This window comes from Brevibacterium sp., from assembly GCF_031179145.1.
In the GTDB taxonomy this organism is placed as follows: domain Bacteria; phylum Actinomycetota; class Actinomycetes; order Actinomycetales; family Brevibacteriaceae; genus Brevibacterium.
This window is the reverse complement of sequence record NZ_JAPSIB010000020.1, coordinates 43,729-59,440: the sequence shown is the minus strand read 5'-3', so window position 1 is coordinate 59,440 and position 15,712 is coordinate 43,729. Positions and strand designations below refer to the sequence as shown.

14 protein-coding genes are annotated in these 15,712 nt (G+C 67.4%); 7 read left to right on the top strand and 7 right to left on the bottom strand.

Features of this window, described 5'->3' with window-relative positions:
• On the bottom strand, positions 1-2,507 hold a 2,507-nt coding region (clpB, locus tag RIT73_RS14315), incomplete at its 3' end, for an ATP-dependent chaperone ClpB (RefSeq protein ID WP_309132766.1).
• Between the two features lie 129 nt (positions 2,508-2,636).
• Positions 2,637-4,205: a Na+/H+ antiporter gene (locus tag RIT73_RS14310; RefSeq protein WP_309132765.1), complete on the bottom strand. Its 1,569-nt coding sequence runs from the start codon at positions 4,203-4,205 to the stop codon at positions 2,637-2,639.
• A gap of 250 nt (positions 4,206-4,455) precedes the next feature.
• On the opposite strand from RIT73_RS14310, the gene RIT73_RS14305 reads away from it, so the two are divergent.
• Entirely contained in the window at positions 4,456-5,388 is a 933-nt protein-coding gene (locus tag RIT73_RS14305) for an NAD(P)-dependent oxidoreductase (RefSeq protein WP_309132764.1), read from the top strand.
• A gap of 21 nt (positions 5,389-5,409) precedes the next feature.
• Here the strand turns inward: RIT73_RS14305 and pheA are convergent, their stop codons facing one another.
• The 5 genes from pheA to RIT73_RS14280 all read right to left on the bottom strand — a co-directional run bounded on the left by pheA (position 5,410) and on the right by RIT73_RS14280 (position 9,923).
• On the bottom strand, positions 5,410-6,354 hold the full coding sequence (gene pheA, locus RIT73_RS14300) for a prephenate dehydratase (RefSeq protein ID WP_309132763.1): 945 nt from the start codon (positions 6,352-6,354) through the stop codon (positions 5,410-5,412).
• Entirely contained in the window at positions 6,351-7,100 is a 750-nt protein-coding gene (locus RIT73_RS14295) for a glycosyltransferase family 2 protein (protein ID WP_309132762.1), read from the bottom strand. The genes pheA and RIT73_RS14295 overlap by 4 nt, the downstream gene beginning before the upstream one ends.
• Positions 7,101-7,114: 14 nt before the next feature.
• Positions 7,115-7,993 (bottom strand): DUF5926 family protein, encoded by an 879-nt coding sequence (locus RIT73_RS14290; protein WP_309132761.1) that lies wholly within the window; start codon positions 7,991-7,993, stop codon positions 7,115-7,117.
• Between the two features lie 73 nt (positions 7,994-8,066).
• Entirely contained in the window at positions 8,067-8,996 is a 930-nt protein-coding gene (locus RIT73_RS14285) for a hypothetical protein (protein WP_309132760.1), read from the bottom strand.
• Positions 8,997-9,131: 135 nt separating this feature from the next.
• Positions 9,132-9,923, bottom strand: coding sequence for an exodeoxyribonuclease III (locus RIT73_RS14280; protein ID WP_309132759.1), 792 nt, complete (start codon positions 9,921-9,923; stop codon positions 9,132-9,134).
• Between the two features lie 141 nt (positions 9,924-10,064).
• On the opposite strand from RIT73_RS14280, the gene RIT73_RS14275 reads away from it, so the two are divergent.
• From RIT73_RS14275 to RIT73_RS14250, 6 genes are all read left to right on the top strand, one after another.
• Positions 10,065-10,892: a thioesterase family protein gene (locus RIT73_RS14275; RefSeq protein WP_309132758.1), complete on the top strand. Its 828-nt coding sequence runs from the start codon at positions 10,065-10,067 to the stop codon at positions 10,890-10,892.
• Positions 10,893-10,927: 35 nt separating this feature from the next.
• Positions 10,928-11,716: an SDR family NAD(P)-dependent oxidoreductase gene (locus RIT73_RS14270; RefSeq protein WP_309132757.1), complete on the top strand. Its 789-nt coding sequence runs from the start codon at positions 10,928-10,930 to the stop codon at positions 11,714-11,716.
• Between the two features lie 319 nt (positions 11,717-12,035).
• Positions 12,036-12,593: an orotate phosphoribosyltransferase gene (gene pyrE / locus RIT73_RS14265; RefSeq protein ID WP_309132756.1), complete on the top strand. Its 558-nt coding sequence runs from the start codon at positions 12,036-12,038 to the stop codon at positions 12,591-12,593.
• 167 nt (positions 12,594-12,760) lie between these two features.
• On the top strand, positions 12,761-13,642 hold the full coding sequence (locus tag RIT73_RS14260; protein ID WP_309132755.1) for an ATP-binding cassette domain-containing protein: 882 nt from the start codon (positions 12,761-12,763) through the stop codon (positions 13,640-13,642).
• On the top strand, positions 13,642-15,108 hold the full coding sequence (locus RIT73_RS14255; RefSeq protein WP_309132754.1) for a sodium ABC transporter permease: 1,467 nt from the start codon (positions 13,642-13,644) through the stop codon (positions 15,106-15,108). The genes RIT73_RS14260 and RIT73_RS14255 overlap by 1 nt, the downstream gene beginning before the upstream one ends.
• A partial coding sequence (locus tag RIT73_RS14250) for a TrmH family RNA methyltransferase (protein WP_309132753.1) occupies positions 15,105-15,712 on the top strand: 608 nt, incomplete at its 3' end. The genes RIT73_RS14255 and RIT73_RS14250, both read left to right, overlap by 4 nt.

The window sequence follows — 15,712 nt, the reverse complement described above, 5'->3', positions numbered from 1 at the left end:
AGCAGGGCGCGGGCCAGGCGGTCGCCGATCTCGCGCTGGACCAGTCGGCGCAGTGGGCGCGCACCGTAGGCGGGATCGTAGCCCTCCAGCGCCAGCCAGTCCTTCGCGGCGTCCGTGACCTCGAGCGTGATCCGACGGTCCGTCAGCCGCGCGGCCAGATGCTTGAACTGCAGCTCCACGATGGACGAAAGCTCGTCGGTGCCCAGGGCGTCGAAGAGCACGATGTCGTCGAGACGGTTGAGGAACTCCGGTTTGAACGTCGACTGCACGGTGTCCATGACCGCTTTCCTCTGCTCCTCGCTCGACAGGGACTTGTCGACGAGGAACTGCGAGCCCAGGTTCGACGTCAGGATCAGGATGGTGTTCCTGAAGTCGACGGTGCGTCCCTGGCCGTCGGTCAGCCGGCCGTCGTCGAGGACCTGGAGGAGGATGTCGAAGACGCTCGGGTGAGCCTTCTCCACCTCGTCGAGCAGGACGACCGAGTACGGACGCCTGCGCACAGCCTCGGTGAGCTGTCCGCCCTCGTCGTAGCCGACGTAGCCGGGAGGGGCACCGACGAGGCGGGACACAGTGTGCTTCTCGCCGTACTCGCTCATGTCGATGCGGATCAGGGCCTTCTCGTCGTCGAACAGGAAGTCGGCCAGGGACTTCGCGAGCTCAGTCTTGCCGACGCCGGTGGGGCCGAGGAACATGAACGAGCCAGTGGGCCGATCGGGATCGGAGATGCCCGCGCGGGACCGGCGGATCGCGTCGGCGACGGCACGCACGGCGTTCTTCTGTCCGATCAGTCGATGCCCGAGCACGCCCTCGGCGCCGAGCAGCTTCTCGACCTCACCCTGGAGCAGGCGGCCGGCGGGGATGCCCGTCCAGGAGGAGACCACCTCGGCGATGTCGTTGCTCGACACGTGGTCGCTGACCATCGGATCGTCCGCTTCGACGTCGGCTTCCTCGGCCTCGGCGAGCTCGATCTCCTTCTGCACCGCGGGGATCTCCCCGTAGAGCAGTCTGGACGCGGTCTCCAGGTCGGTGTCGCGCTGAGCGATCTCGGCCTGGTTGCGCAGTTCGTCGAGCTTCTTCTTCAGGTCACCGACGCGGTTGAGACCGGCACGCTGCGACTCCCACTTCGCCTCCAATTCGCGCAGCTCCTCCTCCTTGTCGGCGAGGTCGGCGCGCAGAGCCTGGAGGCGCTCCTGGGAGGCGGGGTCGGTTTCCTTCGACAGCGCCAGGTCCTCCATCTTCAACCGGTCGACGGAGCGTCGCAGTTCGTCGATCTCGACCGGCGCGGAGTCGATCTCCATCCGCAGGCGCGAAGCCGCCTCGTCGACGAGGTCGATCGCCTTGTCGGGCAGCTGACGCCCGGAGATGTAGCGGTTCGACAGGGCGGCCGCGGCCACCAGGGCGCCGTCGTTGATCGTCACCTTGTGGTGGGCCTCGTAGCGCTCCTTGAGCCCGCGGAGGATCGCGATCGTGTCCTCGACGGTGGGCTCACCGACGAACACCTGCTGGAACCGGCGCTCCAGGGCGGGGTCCTTCTCGATGTTCTCCCGGTACTCATCGAGGGTGGTCGCGCCGACGAGGCGCAGCTCACCACGGGCGAGCATCGGCTTGAGCATGTTGCCTGCGTCCATTGCGGAATCACCGGTGGCCCCGGCTCCGACGACCGTGTGGAGTTCGTCGATGAACGTGATGATCTGGCCGTCCGCGTTCTTGATCTCCTCGAGCACGGCCTTGAGTCGCTCCTCGAACTCGCCACGGTACTTCGCGCCGGCCACCATCGCCGACAGGTCGAGGCTGACCAGGGTCTTGTTGCGCAGGGATTCCGGCACGTCTCCGGCGACGATGCGCTGGGCGAGGCCTTCGACGACGGCGGTCTTGCCGACGCCGGGTTCGCCGATGAGAACCGGATTGTTCTTCGTCCTCCGCGACAGCACCTGGACCACACGGCGGATCTCGGTGTCGCGACCGATCACCGGGTCGAGCTTGCCCTCGCGGGCGGCAGCGGTGAGGTCGACGCCGTACTTCTCCAGCGACTGCATCGTGTCCTCCGGGTTCTCGGAGGTGACCTTCTTGCCTCCGCGCAGGTCGGGCAGCGCCGCGAGCAGGGCGTCGCGGTTGGCGCCGGCACGACGCAGGATCTCTCCGGCGTCCTCCTTGCCCTGGGCGGCGGCGAGCAGCAGGTGCTCGGTCGAGACGAACTGGTCGCCCAGGGCGGTCATCTCCTCCTGCGCCAGGTTCATCATCTCGAGTGCGGACCGGGACAGGCCCGGTTGGGAGACGGTCGAGCCGATCACCGTGGGCAGGGTGTCGATCGCCGCTTCGATCGACTGCCGAACGGTCTTCGGGTCGGCTCCGACCTTCGTCATCAGGGCCGAGGCCAGGGAGTCCGGCTGCTCGAGCAGTGCGGCGACGAGGTGGGTCGGCTCGATCTGGTTGTTGCGGCGGGCCACGACGTCGTTGATCGCCGACTGCAGCGCCTCCCGCGATTTGGTGGTCATCTGTGCGTCCATACGCAGCTCCTCTCAGGGATCAATGGTTCAGTACTCGATATGGTCAACACCAAGAAAGTTGAGTCTATTCCGCTCAACCCTGAATAACCTGGAAGCCCACCCCCAGGCCGGCGGATCGGTCCACGTGCCTCAGCGCAGAAGAACCGATTGGAGGTCGAAGCGGCGCAGGACCTTGTCCGCAGCCTCTGGGTCGGTCCCGCGTTCCCGGCGGGCCCGGAGCACTTCGCTGCGAGCGGTCTGCAGCGCCTTCCTCTGCAGGCGAGTCATCTCCGCCCGATGTTCGCGCAGGCTCGTCGCCAGCTCCGAGCTCGCCTGGTCATCGGTGAGGCCGACCAGCTGTGCGTGGAGCACCCGCAGCCGCCGACGGATGGGCTCCACCACCTCCTCCGGCAGATCCTCCTCCTTGAGCTCGGCCAGCGCGGCCCGGTAGGCCCGCTGCGCGATCTCGGCGACCTCCTTCTCTTCCCGTTCCGCCTCGTCGTCGATGTCGAGTGCGCGGACGACTCCGGGGAACGTCAGACCGGCGAGGACGAGCGTGACGAGCAGGATCACGGCAGCGGCCACGAGGATCTCGGACCGGCCCGGGAACGGTTCGCCGGTGGTCGTCGTCGCCGGGATCGACAGGGCCAGCGCGATCGTCGCGAGTCCGCGCATCCCGCCCCAGGTCATCAGGGTCGCATCCCGGAGGCTGCGTGGGGCCGCATCCTCATCGCCGTGCCGACGCTCCACGATCGAGCCCAGGGCCAGCCACCCGAAGCGCACGACGACGATGACGGCGGCGATGGCCAGTCCGACGAGCACCGAGGGGACTAAGCCGGCGCTCTCGGCCTCTGCGACCCGGCGCAGTTCGAGCCCGATGAGTCCGAAGGCGATGCCGGTGATGAGCATCTCGAGCACCTGCCACGTCGAGGCTTGGGTGACCCGGTCGGCGGAGTTGTCCTCGACGTCGCGGCGGCGGACCTCGAGAGCAGCGACGACCACCGCGATGACGCCGCTGGCGTGGAGGTGCTCGGCGATGAGGTAGACGCCGAACGGCAGCGTGAGCATGAGGGAGGACCGGGCCACGGTGTGGTCGATGCGTGCGGTCACGAACCGGACGATCGCCACGACGACGAAGCCGACAGTGATCGCGATCAGGGCGGAGAGCAGGAAGGACACGATGAGCTCGGCGAAGTCCACCTCGGTTCCGGCCAGCGCGGCCGCCATCGCGGTCTGGAAGATCACGAGGGAGGCGGCATCGTTGAACAGGCCCTCGCTCTGCAGGGTGCTCAGGATCCTCCTCGGGATCGACACGGTCCCGGCGACGGCGTCGACCGCGACGGGGTCGGGGGGAGCGAGCATCGCCCCGAGTGCCACGGCGGCGGCCAGGGTGATCCCGGGGATCAGGATCATCGCCGTGCCGGCGACGACGGCGACGGTGACGCCGACGAGGGCGATGGCCATGCCGAGGATCGTGCGCCACCGGATCGCGAACAGCGCCCAGGACGTCTTCTGGGCGGCGGCGAACAGCAGCGGCGGCAGGAACAGGGGGAGGATCAGCTCGGGGTCGAGGTGGAAGTCGGCGATGCTCGGGATGAACGCGCCGGCGATCCCGATCACGACCATCAGGGCGGGCCAGGGCAGCCGCAGCCTCTGGCCGAGGCCGACCACGACACTGGTCGCCGCTCCGAATCCGATGATCATCAGCAGAGTGAGCACAATCGTCTCCTTTGAATGCCGGAACCACCCGTTTCCGGCAATGGATGATGCTGCTTGCCGGTACTGGGGGCGCTGCTTTGAGACAACACTACTGCCGGCGGCGATCCATGTCCGGGGCTTGGGTTACAGTGGCAGTGGGCAGAGCAGCATTCTGCACCCGATGCGCGTTCGGCGAAGCCGACGAGGACGTCCGCTGGGAACGCCATCGCCATACACGCATGATTGCACGAGCAGATGACGGAGGGTCGACGTGGCGATTGTCGTGACCGGAGCAAGCGGCTTCATCGGCGGTGCCATCGCCCGTGCCTTGGCGACCCGGGACGAACCGGTCTACGCCCTATGCCGGAGGGATCCGCAGATCCCGGGCGTGGATTTCCAGCCCTGGGATATCACCGAGCCGGCTCCGGCCGCGGTGCGGTCCTTGGCGGCGAAGGCCACTGCGGTCTTCCACTGCGCCGGGATCCCGAACGTGCGCACCGGCTACGACGAGCTCTACCAGGTGCGGGTGATCGGGACCAGGAATGTCCTCGACGCCTTCGAGGACGCGCGCATCATCCATCTGTCCTCCACGACCGTCTACCCCTCCTCCATTCCGCATACCGAGCTGTGGGAGGAGGCCGGCCCGAAGGATCCGGGCGATTACACCGATGCCTACGCCACGGCGCATGCCCTGGCGGAGAAGCTCGTCACCCGGCTGCGGCCCGACGCCGCCATCCTCCGACCGGCGGCTGTCTACGGACCGGGCGAGACGATGTTCATGCCCTACCTGCGGGCGCTGGCGAAGAAGGGGACGCTCAAACTCCCCGGAGGTGGGCGGCAGAAGCTGACGCTGGCGCACATCGACAATGTGGTGCGGGCGGCGCTCGCCTGCCTCGAGGTGCCCTCCGCTTCCGGTCCCTTCAACGTCGGGGACCCGAAGCCCTACCGGCTCAAGGACGCGGTGTCGACCCACTTCGCCCGGATGGGATATGACCCCGTCGTCATCGAGGCCATCGCCAAGGACAAGGCGCTCTTCGCCGCGAAGGCCGCGCTCAGGGTGAAGTCATTCTTCAAACGGGGCGACAATGCCGAGCTCTTCCTCGTCGAGTACCTGCAGTTCGACCGCACCTACAACCTCACGCGCCAGCATCGGGTGCTCGGCATCTCCACTGCCCAGCACCTCACCCCGTCACGCTTCAGCTGACCGTCCGGTGCGGGGCGCAGGTCACTCCCCGTGGAGGGTGTCCTCCAACCAAGCGGCAGCCGCAGCGAACGAGTGCTCGTCCGTGGTCGGGTCGACGAGCACCTTCACCTCGTCGGCGCTGGGGTAGCTGCCGAGGAACTGCAGCCGGCGGGCGACGCGATGGACTCCCTGCAGGGCCTCCGCCATCCGAGCCTCCCGGATGTGCCCCTGCAGGTCGATCGAGAACTGGTAGAGGCCCAGCCCGTCACCGGTCGGCCGGGATTCGATGCGTGACATATTCACCCCGCGGGTCGAGAACTGCTCGAGCAGCTCGAGCAGCGCCCCCGACCGGTTCGACCGCAGAGCGGCGACGATGGTGGTCTTGTCCGCCCCGGTCGGCTCGGGGATCGCACCGGGCCGCCTGACGACGACGAACCGGGTCACCGCCTCCCGATTGTCGCCGATGTCCTCGGCGATGACCTCGAGCCCGTAGCGTTCGGCGGCCAGGGCGGGGCACACCGCCGCCACGTGCTCCCCCGCATCGTTGGCCAGGTCGCGGGCGGCGGCAGCCGTCGACGAGGTGGGGATGTAGACGGCCTCGGGGAAATGCTCGGCCATGTAGCCGCGCACCTGCGCCTCTCCGTGAGGGTGGGTGCCGAAGGAGCCGAGCGAACCGATGTCCGTTCCCGGCTTCACGGCCAGGACGAAGCGCACGGGCACGACCACCTCGGCGACGATCTGCAGTCGACCGTGCTCGGTCAGGGCGTCGATCGTCGCGGGGACGCCGCCTTCGACCGAGTTCTCGATCGGGACGACGGCGGTTTCGCAGTCCCCGTCGAGGACCGATTCCAGCGCCGAGGCGACACCGCGCATCGGAATGATCGTGGCGGCAGCGCGCAGTCCCCGGTCGTCGAGATATCTGAGCAGGGCGGCCTCCGTGAAGGTGGCTTCCGGTCCGAGATAGGCGAAACGGTCGCTGGGCGTCACCTCTTCGTCCGCAGCTTCCTGACCAGCAGCGCCCTGGCGACGTCGCGGTACTGGGCCGCGCGGTGGAGCTGAGCCTTGAGATCGCGGCCGGTGACCCGGTGGTGGAGGTCGCATTCGACTTCTCTCACTCGCAGCCCGGCGTTGACGACGTCGATGGTCATCGCCGTCTCCACGCCCCATCCGGCGGCGAAGGGCAGGGCCGCGTCGAAAGCCTCGCGGCTCAGGCAGCGCATGCCCGACAGCGGCTGCGTGGCCTCGAACCCGCACAGTTCCCGGATCCCCTTCTTCGCGAGGCCGACGACGAACCCGAATCCGCCGCCCTTGCGCTTCTGCACGGGCAGGATCGCGATCGTCATATCAGCCTCGCCGGTGAGGACCGGCTCGGTCAGGGGAGCGGTGCCGGCTGCGGACTCCTCGAGGTCGCCGTCGATGAACAGCAGGGCACGATGATCCGGGGTCCGGCCGGGCGAGGTCTCGGAGATCTCCCGGTTGCGGATCGCGAAGGCCCCGGTCATCATGGCCGCGGCCTTGCCCTTGTTCTTCCGGTGAGTGACCACCTCGGCGCCGGCCCGCCGGGCCAGCACTCCGGTGTCGTCGGTTGAGCCGTCGTCGATGACCATGACGATGTCGACTCCCGGAATCGACTTGGCGCTCGACACCGTGGCGGCGATCCGCTCGGCTTCGTTCATCGCCGGGATGACGGCGGCGACCGCCTGCGGAGGATGCGCGGGTGCCTGATCTGGCATGTGTTCCCTCCGGCTCAGTGGATGGTCAGCTGGCGGGAGACGATGCCGGACCGCAGTCGGCGCGCGTCGGTGCTCAGCGGCTCCGCAGTGGTCAGGGCGGCGTCGAGGCGCCTGCCGAACTCGGAGATGGGCTCCTCGACGTCATCGGCGCGGGTGCCGAATTCGAGTTCCCAGACGGGCACGATGATCCCGTGCGCGCGGAAGTAGCCGAGGAACGTCCCCGGTCCGCCGAGGTTGTTCCCATTCTCGGCGGCAAGCCGGGCCAGGGCGGTGACGACGGCGTCCTCGCCTTCGGTGCGTGCCCACCGGACGTAGGTGCGGCCGGACATCTCGGTCCAGTACGCGGAGTCGACCGAGGCGATCTTCTCCGTCGGGGAGATCGAGTCGTTGGCCTGCTCGATCGCGGCGGCGATGTCCGAGTCGGTCTCGGCCTCGGGCAGCTGCCAGTAGTCGAAGGTCTCGAGGACCCGGACGTCGAAGGGGTGGTCGAGGTCGAGGATGTCCTGCAGACGGGGGCCGCGACCGGGTTCGGTCGTCGCCTCGACGGTGGTGCCCGGCTCCGCCTCGGCGGCGGCGAGGATTCCGTAGGCGACGTCGCGGGAGGCATCCGTGGATGACACAGGGACCTGCAGGCCGCCCAGCAGAGCTCCGTCCTCGCGATGCCAGGCCTGCCAGGCGGCGGGCAGCAGCGAGGCGATGGTGACCGTGCGGCCGCCGTACTCCTCGGTCAGCTTCACCTCGGCGGTCGCGGCGGGGACCAGCTCACGCAGGCAGATGAGGTCGGCTTCGAATGGCAGGCCCTCGAAAGGACGTGCGACGAAGGCCGTGGCCTCGGCCCGGGCCAGACGCTTGGCGATGAGATCTTCCTTGGAGCGCTTCGACTTCTTTCCCATGGGAGGCAAGTCTAGTCGGTGTCTCGGCGGGGTCGTGCTCGCGCTCGCGACGCGGGCTTCTGCCCGTGGCGGTTCAGCCTTCTCGGGCGACTGGGATGAAGTATCGGGTGGTCGGCGTCTCGTCCAGCCGCACCTGCAGCTTGTCCCCGGGCGCGGGATGGCCGGAGCCGCTGTGGAGGCCGGGGAGGGCGCCGAGGTTCTCGAGGCGGATGATCCCGTGTCTGCCGACCTCGTCCGCGGCGAGGACGTAGGAATGCTTGAGCTCGCGGACCGTCACTTCGATGGCGGGTTCATTGGCCGAGGTGGTCTTCTCCTCCGCCCTGTCACGCCGGGCGCTCCGGCGGGACGACCGGCTGCCGTCGCCTTCGTACGCTGAGCGGACGTCGTCGGCGATGTATCCGGCCACCGCATCGGCCTGAGCCAGGAGTCCGGACAGGATGACCGAGAGCCGTTCCTGCTCCTCGTCGGACTTCAGCGCCTGCCCGGGTTTGAACAGCTGCTCCTCCGACAGGGTGGACCAGGCGTCCTGCAGCACGGTGCGGATCTGGAGTTCGACGAGCACGGAGGGTTCGGCGTCGAAGGGAACCTCGACGATGAGGTGGCGCCCGCGGTAACCGGATGGTTTGGGGTGCAGGCAGTAGTCGCGCACCTCGGCGATGGAGAGTTCACCGGAGCCGTCCTGCAGGAGGTCCCACAGGGCGGCCTGCTCCCTCTCGGTCCGGCACACCACGCGGGCGCCGACGACGTCGACGACATGGTTCTCGACCTCGACGGACTGGTGGATCATGTCATTGGCATCGGCAAGCTTCCGCCGCAGCTTCTCACCCGTGCGCAGGGGGCTCTTGATCCGGCCCGCAGCCACCTGCACCCGGTCGGGGGACAGCTCGGGGTTCGACGAGCAAGCGGACTCGACCCAGTCGTTGACCGTCTCCAGCGCTGCCCTCCACGTGGATTCGCGCCGCTCGTAGGCCTCGTCGACGAGTTCTCGGACTGATGCTGACATCCTTGTCACCTTCCTTGCTCCTGGCTTCCACTTCACCAGAAGAGAGGGAGGTTGTCTATGCCTGGACCCCGAAATGTGCCACCCAATTCGGGGCGGTTCCCGCTCGGGCCGCCCCTTGTCCGCGGTGTTTCTTGCTCAGACGTCGTAGTCGACGATGACGGGAGCGTGGTCGGAGGCTCCCTTGCCCTTGCGCTCCTCGCGGTCGATGAGCGCGGAGGTGGCCGCCTCGGCCAAGGGCGCCGAGGCGAGCTGGAAGTCGATGCGCATGCCCTGCTTCTTCGGGAAGCGCAGCTGCTGGTAGTCCCAGAACGTGTACACCCCGGGCCCGGGGGCGAGGGGGCGGGTGACCTCGGTGAGTCCGACCGTGAGGAGGTCGTTGAAGGCCTGGCGCTCGGGTTCGGACACGTGGGTCGCCCCGGCGAACGCCTCCATGTCCCAGACGTCCTCATCGAAGGGCGCGACGTTGAAGTCGCCGCACAGCACGAGCTTCTTGCTCGGGTTGGCCTTGAGCTGGACGTCGACGTCGGCGGCCAGCGCCCGGAACCAGTCGAGCTTGTAGAAGTAGTGCGGGTGGTCGACCTCGCGGCCGTTGGGGACGTAGAGCGAGTACACGCGCACCCCGTTGCAGGTGGCCGAGATCGCACGGGCCTCGACGACGGGGTCGTCGCCGAAGGCGGGCACCTCGGTGAAGCCGAGCTCCGGGTCCTCCAGGCCCACCCGGGAGGCGATGGCGACGCCGTTCCACTGGTTGAGGCCATGGAAGCTGACTTCGTAGCCGCGCTCGGCGAAGATCTCCTTCGGGAACTGCGCATCCTTGCACTTGAGTTCCTGGATGGCCAGGACGTCGACGTCTGAGCGATCCAGCCAAGCACCGATTCTGTCTTTCCGGGCGCGGATCGAGTTCACATTCCAGCTAGCGATTCTCACCCTCACAGCCTAAGTGCTCGGGGCACCGGACCAAAGTGCCATCTCACCTCGGCCGGGCATGGAATCCCGGTGTGCGCCGGAGCGTCGGTCCACTCCCGCCCCTCCAATTGCTCCCGACGGGTGGGTCGATAGTGTGGTCGCATGCCTGAAGCCCCCAACCAGCACCTCGGCCACGATGGGGCGTCGTGTCCCGACTCCTACTATGTCCGGCTCTCTGAGAACCGGCTGCACTCGACCCTGCACTCGCAGGGAGCATGGCAGCCGGGGGAGCAGCACATGGCTCCCGCCTCCGGACTGGTCCTGGCCGAGATCGAACGCCGCCTGCCCACGGACAAGATCGTGTCCCGGGTCGCGTTCGACATCCTCGGCGTCATCCAGTCCGGCGAGTTCATGGTCGATGTCGAGGTGATCCGACCGGGACGGACGATCGAGCTCGTCGAGGCGAGAATGCGCCATGGTGATCGCACGAGCGTCCATGCTCGGGTCTGGCGACTGCAGGCCGGAGCCACGGAGGCGGTCGCCGGCAATGAATGGACCCCTCTGCCCGCACCCGAGGAGATGGAATCCCAGCAGTTCAGCGACCGGTGGGGAGGCGGCTTCATCGCGTCCCTCGAGGGCAGGCAGTCCGCCGAGGCGCGTCCCGGCTTCGGCCGGTCGTGGGTGCGCGCGCCCTATCCTTTGGTCGACGGCGAGGTCGATCCGCCGACGGCGGCGTTCATCAAGCTCGTCGACGCCGCCAACGGGATGGCCGTGCGCGAGGACCCGCGCTCGACGTTCTTCCCCAACGTCGATCTCACGATCCACCTCATCCGGCAGCCGCAGCCGGGGTGGGGCGGTTTCGAGACGCGAGTGGCGTTCGGGCCCACCGGGATCGGGGAGACCGCCTCGGTGCTCAGCGACGAGGCGGGGCCCATCGGCACTGCCGCCCAGTCGCTCACGGTGCGGCTCGGCGAAGGGGCCAGGCAGTGAGCTCCGCGAACCGAGGTTCGGGAGGGGTTTCGCCCGTGGACTCGCGTGCGGACGAAGCTGCCCGTCCGCGTGCCCTCGTCACCGGCGCCGGGGCCGGACTCGGTCGCGAATATACCCGCAGGCTCGCCGCTGACTCCTATGACCTCGTCCTCGTCGGCCGGAACGAGGCCCGGCTGCGGGAGCTTGCGCAGCAGTTGGAGTCCGAGTTCTCCATCCGCGCCGAGGTGGTCCCCGCCGATCTCTCCGCCGCCGAGGGCATCGATGCGATCAGAGCGGTCATCGAGTCCACGCGGGTCGATCTGCTCATCAACAACGCCGGATACGGGCTCAAGCACGGGCTGCTCGATTCCGACCCTGATGAGTTGGCGGAGCTGGACACGGTTCTCAGCGGCGCTGTCCGGGACCTGTCAGTCGCCGCGGCGAAGGAGATGAAGGCGCGCGGACGCGGGGGGATCATCAACGTGTCGTCACTGGCGGCGCTGACGACGATGGGCCAGTACGCCGCCTCGAAGTCGGCGGCGCTCGTGTTCACCGAGGCGCTCGCCGGCGAGCTGCGCGACACCCCCGTCACCGTGACCGCTGTGCTGCCCGGGTTCATCCGCACCGAATTCCACGAGCGACTCGGAGTCGACAGGCCGGGGCCGGGGTGGATCTGGCTGGATGTGGAGCACGTCGTGACGAGATCGCTCGCCGACGCGCGTCGCGGCAAGGTGGTTTCGATTCCCGGATGGCAGTATCGGCTGGCGGCTCAGGTCGCTCACGTGGCGCCCCGGTCACTTATCCGCCTGGGGTCGGAGAAATTCTCGTTTGAGAGGAATTCCTGAAACGGATTTTCGTGTCTTCGAGGAAACAAGTTGATCGTTGTACTAGTCAGTAGAAGCTTCTCACCAGGAAAGACGAATGCGATCCTGGTGGCGGTGACCCCATTCGAGTCCCCACAGACGCCAAAATGTTTCTTTACAACGTGGTCCGGGATGTGTTGGAATTGTCATGTCCGCCCGGTGGGGATCGGGTGGACGAAACGGACGTATGGGGATGCGTCCGGGTACTCGAGGGGAGTGCTGCGAAGACCCCGGGATGTCGCGATTACGCGCCCCGGGGTCTTTGTCATTCACGGGAACCGTGTCCATTTAGACTGGCACCATGACAGACACTCGCCAGCAGCTGCTCGACCTCATCGACGAACTCGCCGTGGTGCGGGGCAAAGTGACCCTCTCCTCCGGCCGTGAAGCCGACTACTACCTGGATCTGCGTCGCGTGACCCTCGATCACCGCTCCGCCCCGCTGATCGGCGATGTGGTGCTCGACCTCCTCGAGGCCGAGGGTCTGCTCGATTCGATCGACGCCGTGGGCGGACTGACGATGGGAGCCGATCCCGTCGGCACCGCTGTCATGCACCGGTCGGTCGTCCGCGGCACCCCTGTCGACTCCTTCGTCGTTCGCAAGGAGGCGAAGAAGCACGGCATGTCACGCCGGGTCGAGGGTCCCGACGTCAAGGGCAAACGGGTCATCGCGGTCGAGGACACCTCGACGACCGGAGGATCCGTGCTCACCGCGGTCGAGGCGCTGCGCGAAGCCGGCGCCGAGGTGGTGGCCGTGGCCGTCGTCATGGACCGCAGCACCGGGGCGAAGGAGAAGGTCGAGGCGACCGGAATCCCGTACCTGACGGCCCTGACGACGAGCGACCTCGGTCTCGATTGACGATCACCTCGGTCTCGACGGGCGATCATCGTCGGCCCCGGGTCATCAGCTGGGACTCGACTGACAATTCATTCGAAACGCCTGTCCTGGTTTGAAACATCGAGGCCCATTCCACACGATAGATGGGGCCCTCTCACACATTTGCCTGCCTGGAAGAAGGAAGACACGTGCTCACATTGAAAGAGATTTCCCTGCGACAGGGAAAGCGAACGTATCTGGACGAGGTGAGCTTCACCGCGAAGGCAGGTCGGATCACCGCCATCATCGGCACCCGTTCGGCAGGCCGGACCGAACTGGTCCGCGTCATCATGGGCCTGATCTCCGCCGACGAGGGAACTGTGAAGCTCGAGGGGCACGAACTCGACTTCGGTGACCGGCAGAACTTCGGATACCTCCCCGGCGAACGCGGCGGCTACCCGAACATGCGCGTCATCGACCAGATCGTCTACCTCGCCCGCCTGCACGGGATCACCCTGGGCGCGGCCGAGCGCAACGCACTGACACTGCTCTCCCAGCTCGAACTCGCCGACCGAGGGTATGCACCCCTGAAGAACCTCAGCGGCACCGAGATCGCCCGTGTCGACATCGCTGCCACGCTGGCCGCTGATCCCGATGTCGTCGTCATCGACGATGCGTTCGCGGGCCTCGACCTCAAGTCGATGGAGCTCGTCATGGACCTGTTGGGGGCGCACGCCGCCTCCGGAGTGCCGGTCATCCTCGCCACCGACGACTGGGAGTCCGCGCAGAAGTACGCCGACGACGTCGTCGTGCTCAACCAGGGCCGGGTCCTTGCCAAGGGCAGCGTGTCCGATCTCCTCGGTGAGACGAAGTACCAGGTGGAGCTCGCCGAGGCGGACGCGGCTCTCCGCGCGCTGAGCAGCAGCGACGGCATCAGCGACGTCGAGGTCATCGACACGCACGGCAACATCATCAGCTTCCGGGCCGAGGATGCGATGGCCGCAGCCCTGACCGTGTCCAGGCTGGGTGGGGTGACGGGCTTCGATCGAGTTCGTCCCACGTTGGCCGAGCAGTACAAGGAGGTTTTGTGATGGCAGGCAAGGACGCAGCCCGGGACGAGGAATCCCCCGAACCTCTGGAGCTGGGAGACGACCCGGTTCCGTTCGAACTGCAGGAGGAGACTCCGGACGAGGACGAGCTGCCGGAGACAGGGCTCGTCTCCGAGTTCGTCGACGTGAACAAGCGCCAAGCCGCGTGGCTGGTCTCGAACCGGGAGAGCTCGACACTCCTGCGCAGCCCCTACTTCCTGGTCACCGGCGCCGTCATCGTGCTCGGCATCCTCGCCGCGATCATCAGCGGAATCGTCAGCGAGGCCGAATCGACCTCCGGGACGCCGAGCCTGGCCATGGTCGGCGTGGGTGAGCAGGCGGCGATGTACGAGCAGCAGCTCAATATCAAGATCACCGACGCCAAGGACCCACAGACCGCCGAGAAGCTCGTGCGCGAAGGCAAGGTCGACGCCGCCTTCATCCAGGACCCCACCGGTCAGGGGCAGCCGACGATCATCGCCAAGGACAAGCAGCCCGAGGCCCTGCTGGAGAAGCTGGCGCCGAAGACCGAGGCCACCCTGCTCCAGACCCCGGCGGTCGAGGAGCCGATCGCGACCCCGGTGCTCTGGGGCATGGTCATCTTCTCCCTGCTCGTCATCGGGACGCTCGGTTCGGCGATGTACGCCAACCTGCGCTTGGAGAAGCGCAACCGGATCACGGAGATCATCGCGGCCACGATTCCGCCGCGCGCCTCGGCGTCGGGACGGATCACCGGCCTGCTCACCCTCGTCGTCGTCCACCTCGTCGTCGCCGCAGTGGTGCTGGAGCTGGGACTGTCGATCTCGGGCAAGACGGATCTGGCGTTCTCGATGCTGCCCGGGCTGGGCTGGTTCGCCCTGACACTGCTGTTCACGGCTTGGATCGTGTTCGCGCTGCTCGTCTGGGCCTCGACTCTGACGTCCTCGGCCGCCCGGAAGACCTTCCTGTGGATCATCGGCGTGATCACGGTCGCGGGCCTCATGGCCCCGGTGTTCGTCGGCGCCTCGGGCACGGTGGCGAAGGTCCTGTCCTGGACCCCGTTCACCTCACCCATCGGAATCGCCGGCCGGTACTTCGCGGGCGCGACCGAGTGGTGGGACGGCCTCGTTGCCGCCGGCATCGCATTGCTGGTCGCGGTCATCGTCCACTCGCTGGCCGGATCGGCCTACGTCCGTTCGGTGCTCACCGGCGGCGGACGCGGTGGCAAGACCGTGAAGATGAGCAAGCGGGCGAAGAAGGTCGCCGCCGGTGTCGGTGCGAAGAGCGATTCGGCGGACGCTGAATCTGCGACAGGCTCGAAGTCGGTGTCCGGCTCGGAGCCGGACTCGACTATCGGCGCCGAGGCGGACGCTGACGCCGATGAGGACGTCAGCGACACCTCGGCGGAGGACGCGAAGGCGACCGGTGCCACCTCGGTGAAGGACCTGGGGGCGAAGAAATCGGACTCAGGGGACGACACCGAGAAGTGACGGAATCGCAGGAACAGGTGGGGGTCGGTCCTTGGGCCGGCCCCTGGCCTGTGGATGAGCACTTCGACCCGGATCTGCTGCGCGAGGGCGATCGGCGCAACGTCGTCGATCGGTACCGGTATTGGAAGCATGACGCGATCGTGGCCGACCTCGACTCCTCTCGGCATGATTTCCACGTCGGGGTGGAGAACTGGCAGCACGATCTCAACATCGGGTCGGTTGTGCGCACGGCCAATGCGTTCAACGCCGCTGCCGTGCACATCGTGGGCAAACGCCGCTGGAACCGACGCGGCGCCATGGTCACCGACAAGTACCAGCACATCATCCACCACCCCAGCGTCGAGGACCTGGTGCAGTGGTGCACCGACAACGAGGTGCCGCTGATCGGGATCGACAACTTCCCCGATTCGGTGCCGTTGGAGACCTATCACCTGCCGCGCTCCTGTCTGCTGCTGTTCGGGCAGGAGGGGCCCGGGCTGAGCGAGGAGGCCCACCGGGCGAGCACGGCTGTGCTGTCGATCGCCCAGTTCGGTTCTACGCGGTCGATGAATGCCGCAGCCGCCGCGGCCATCACCATGCACTCCTGGGTGCGCCGCCACGTCTA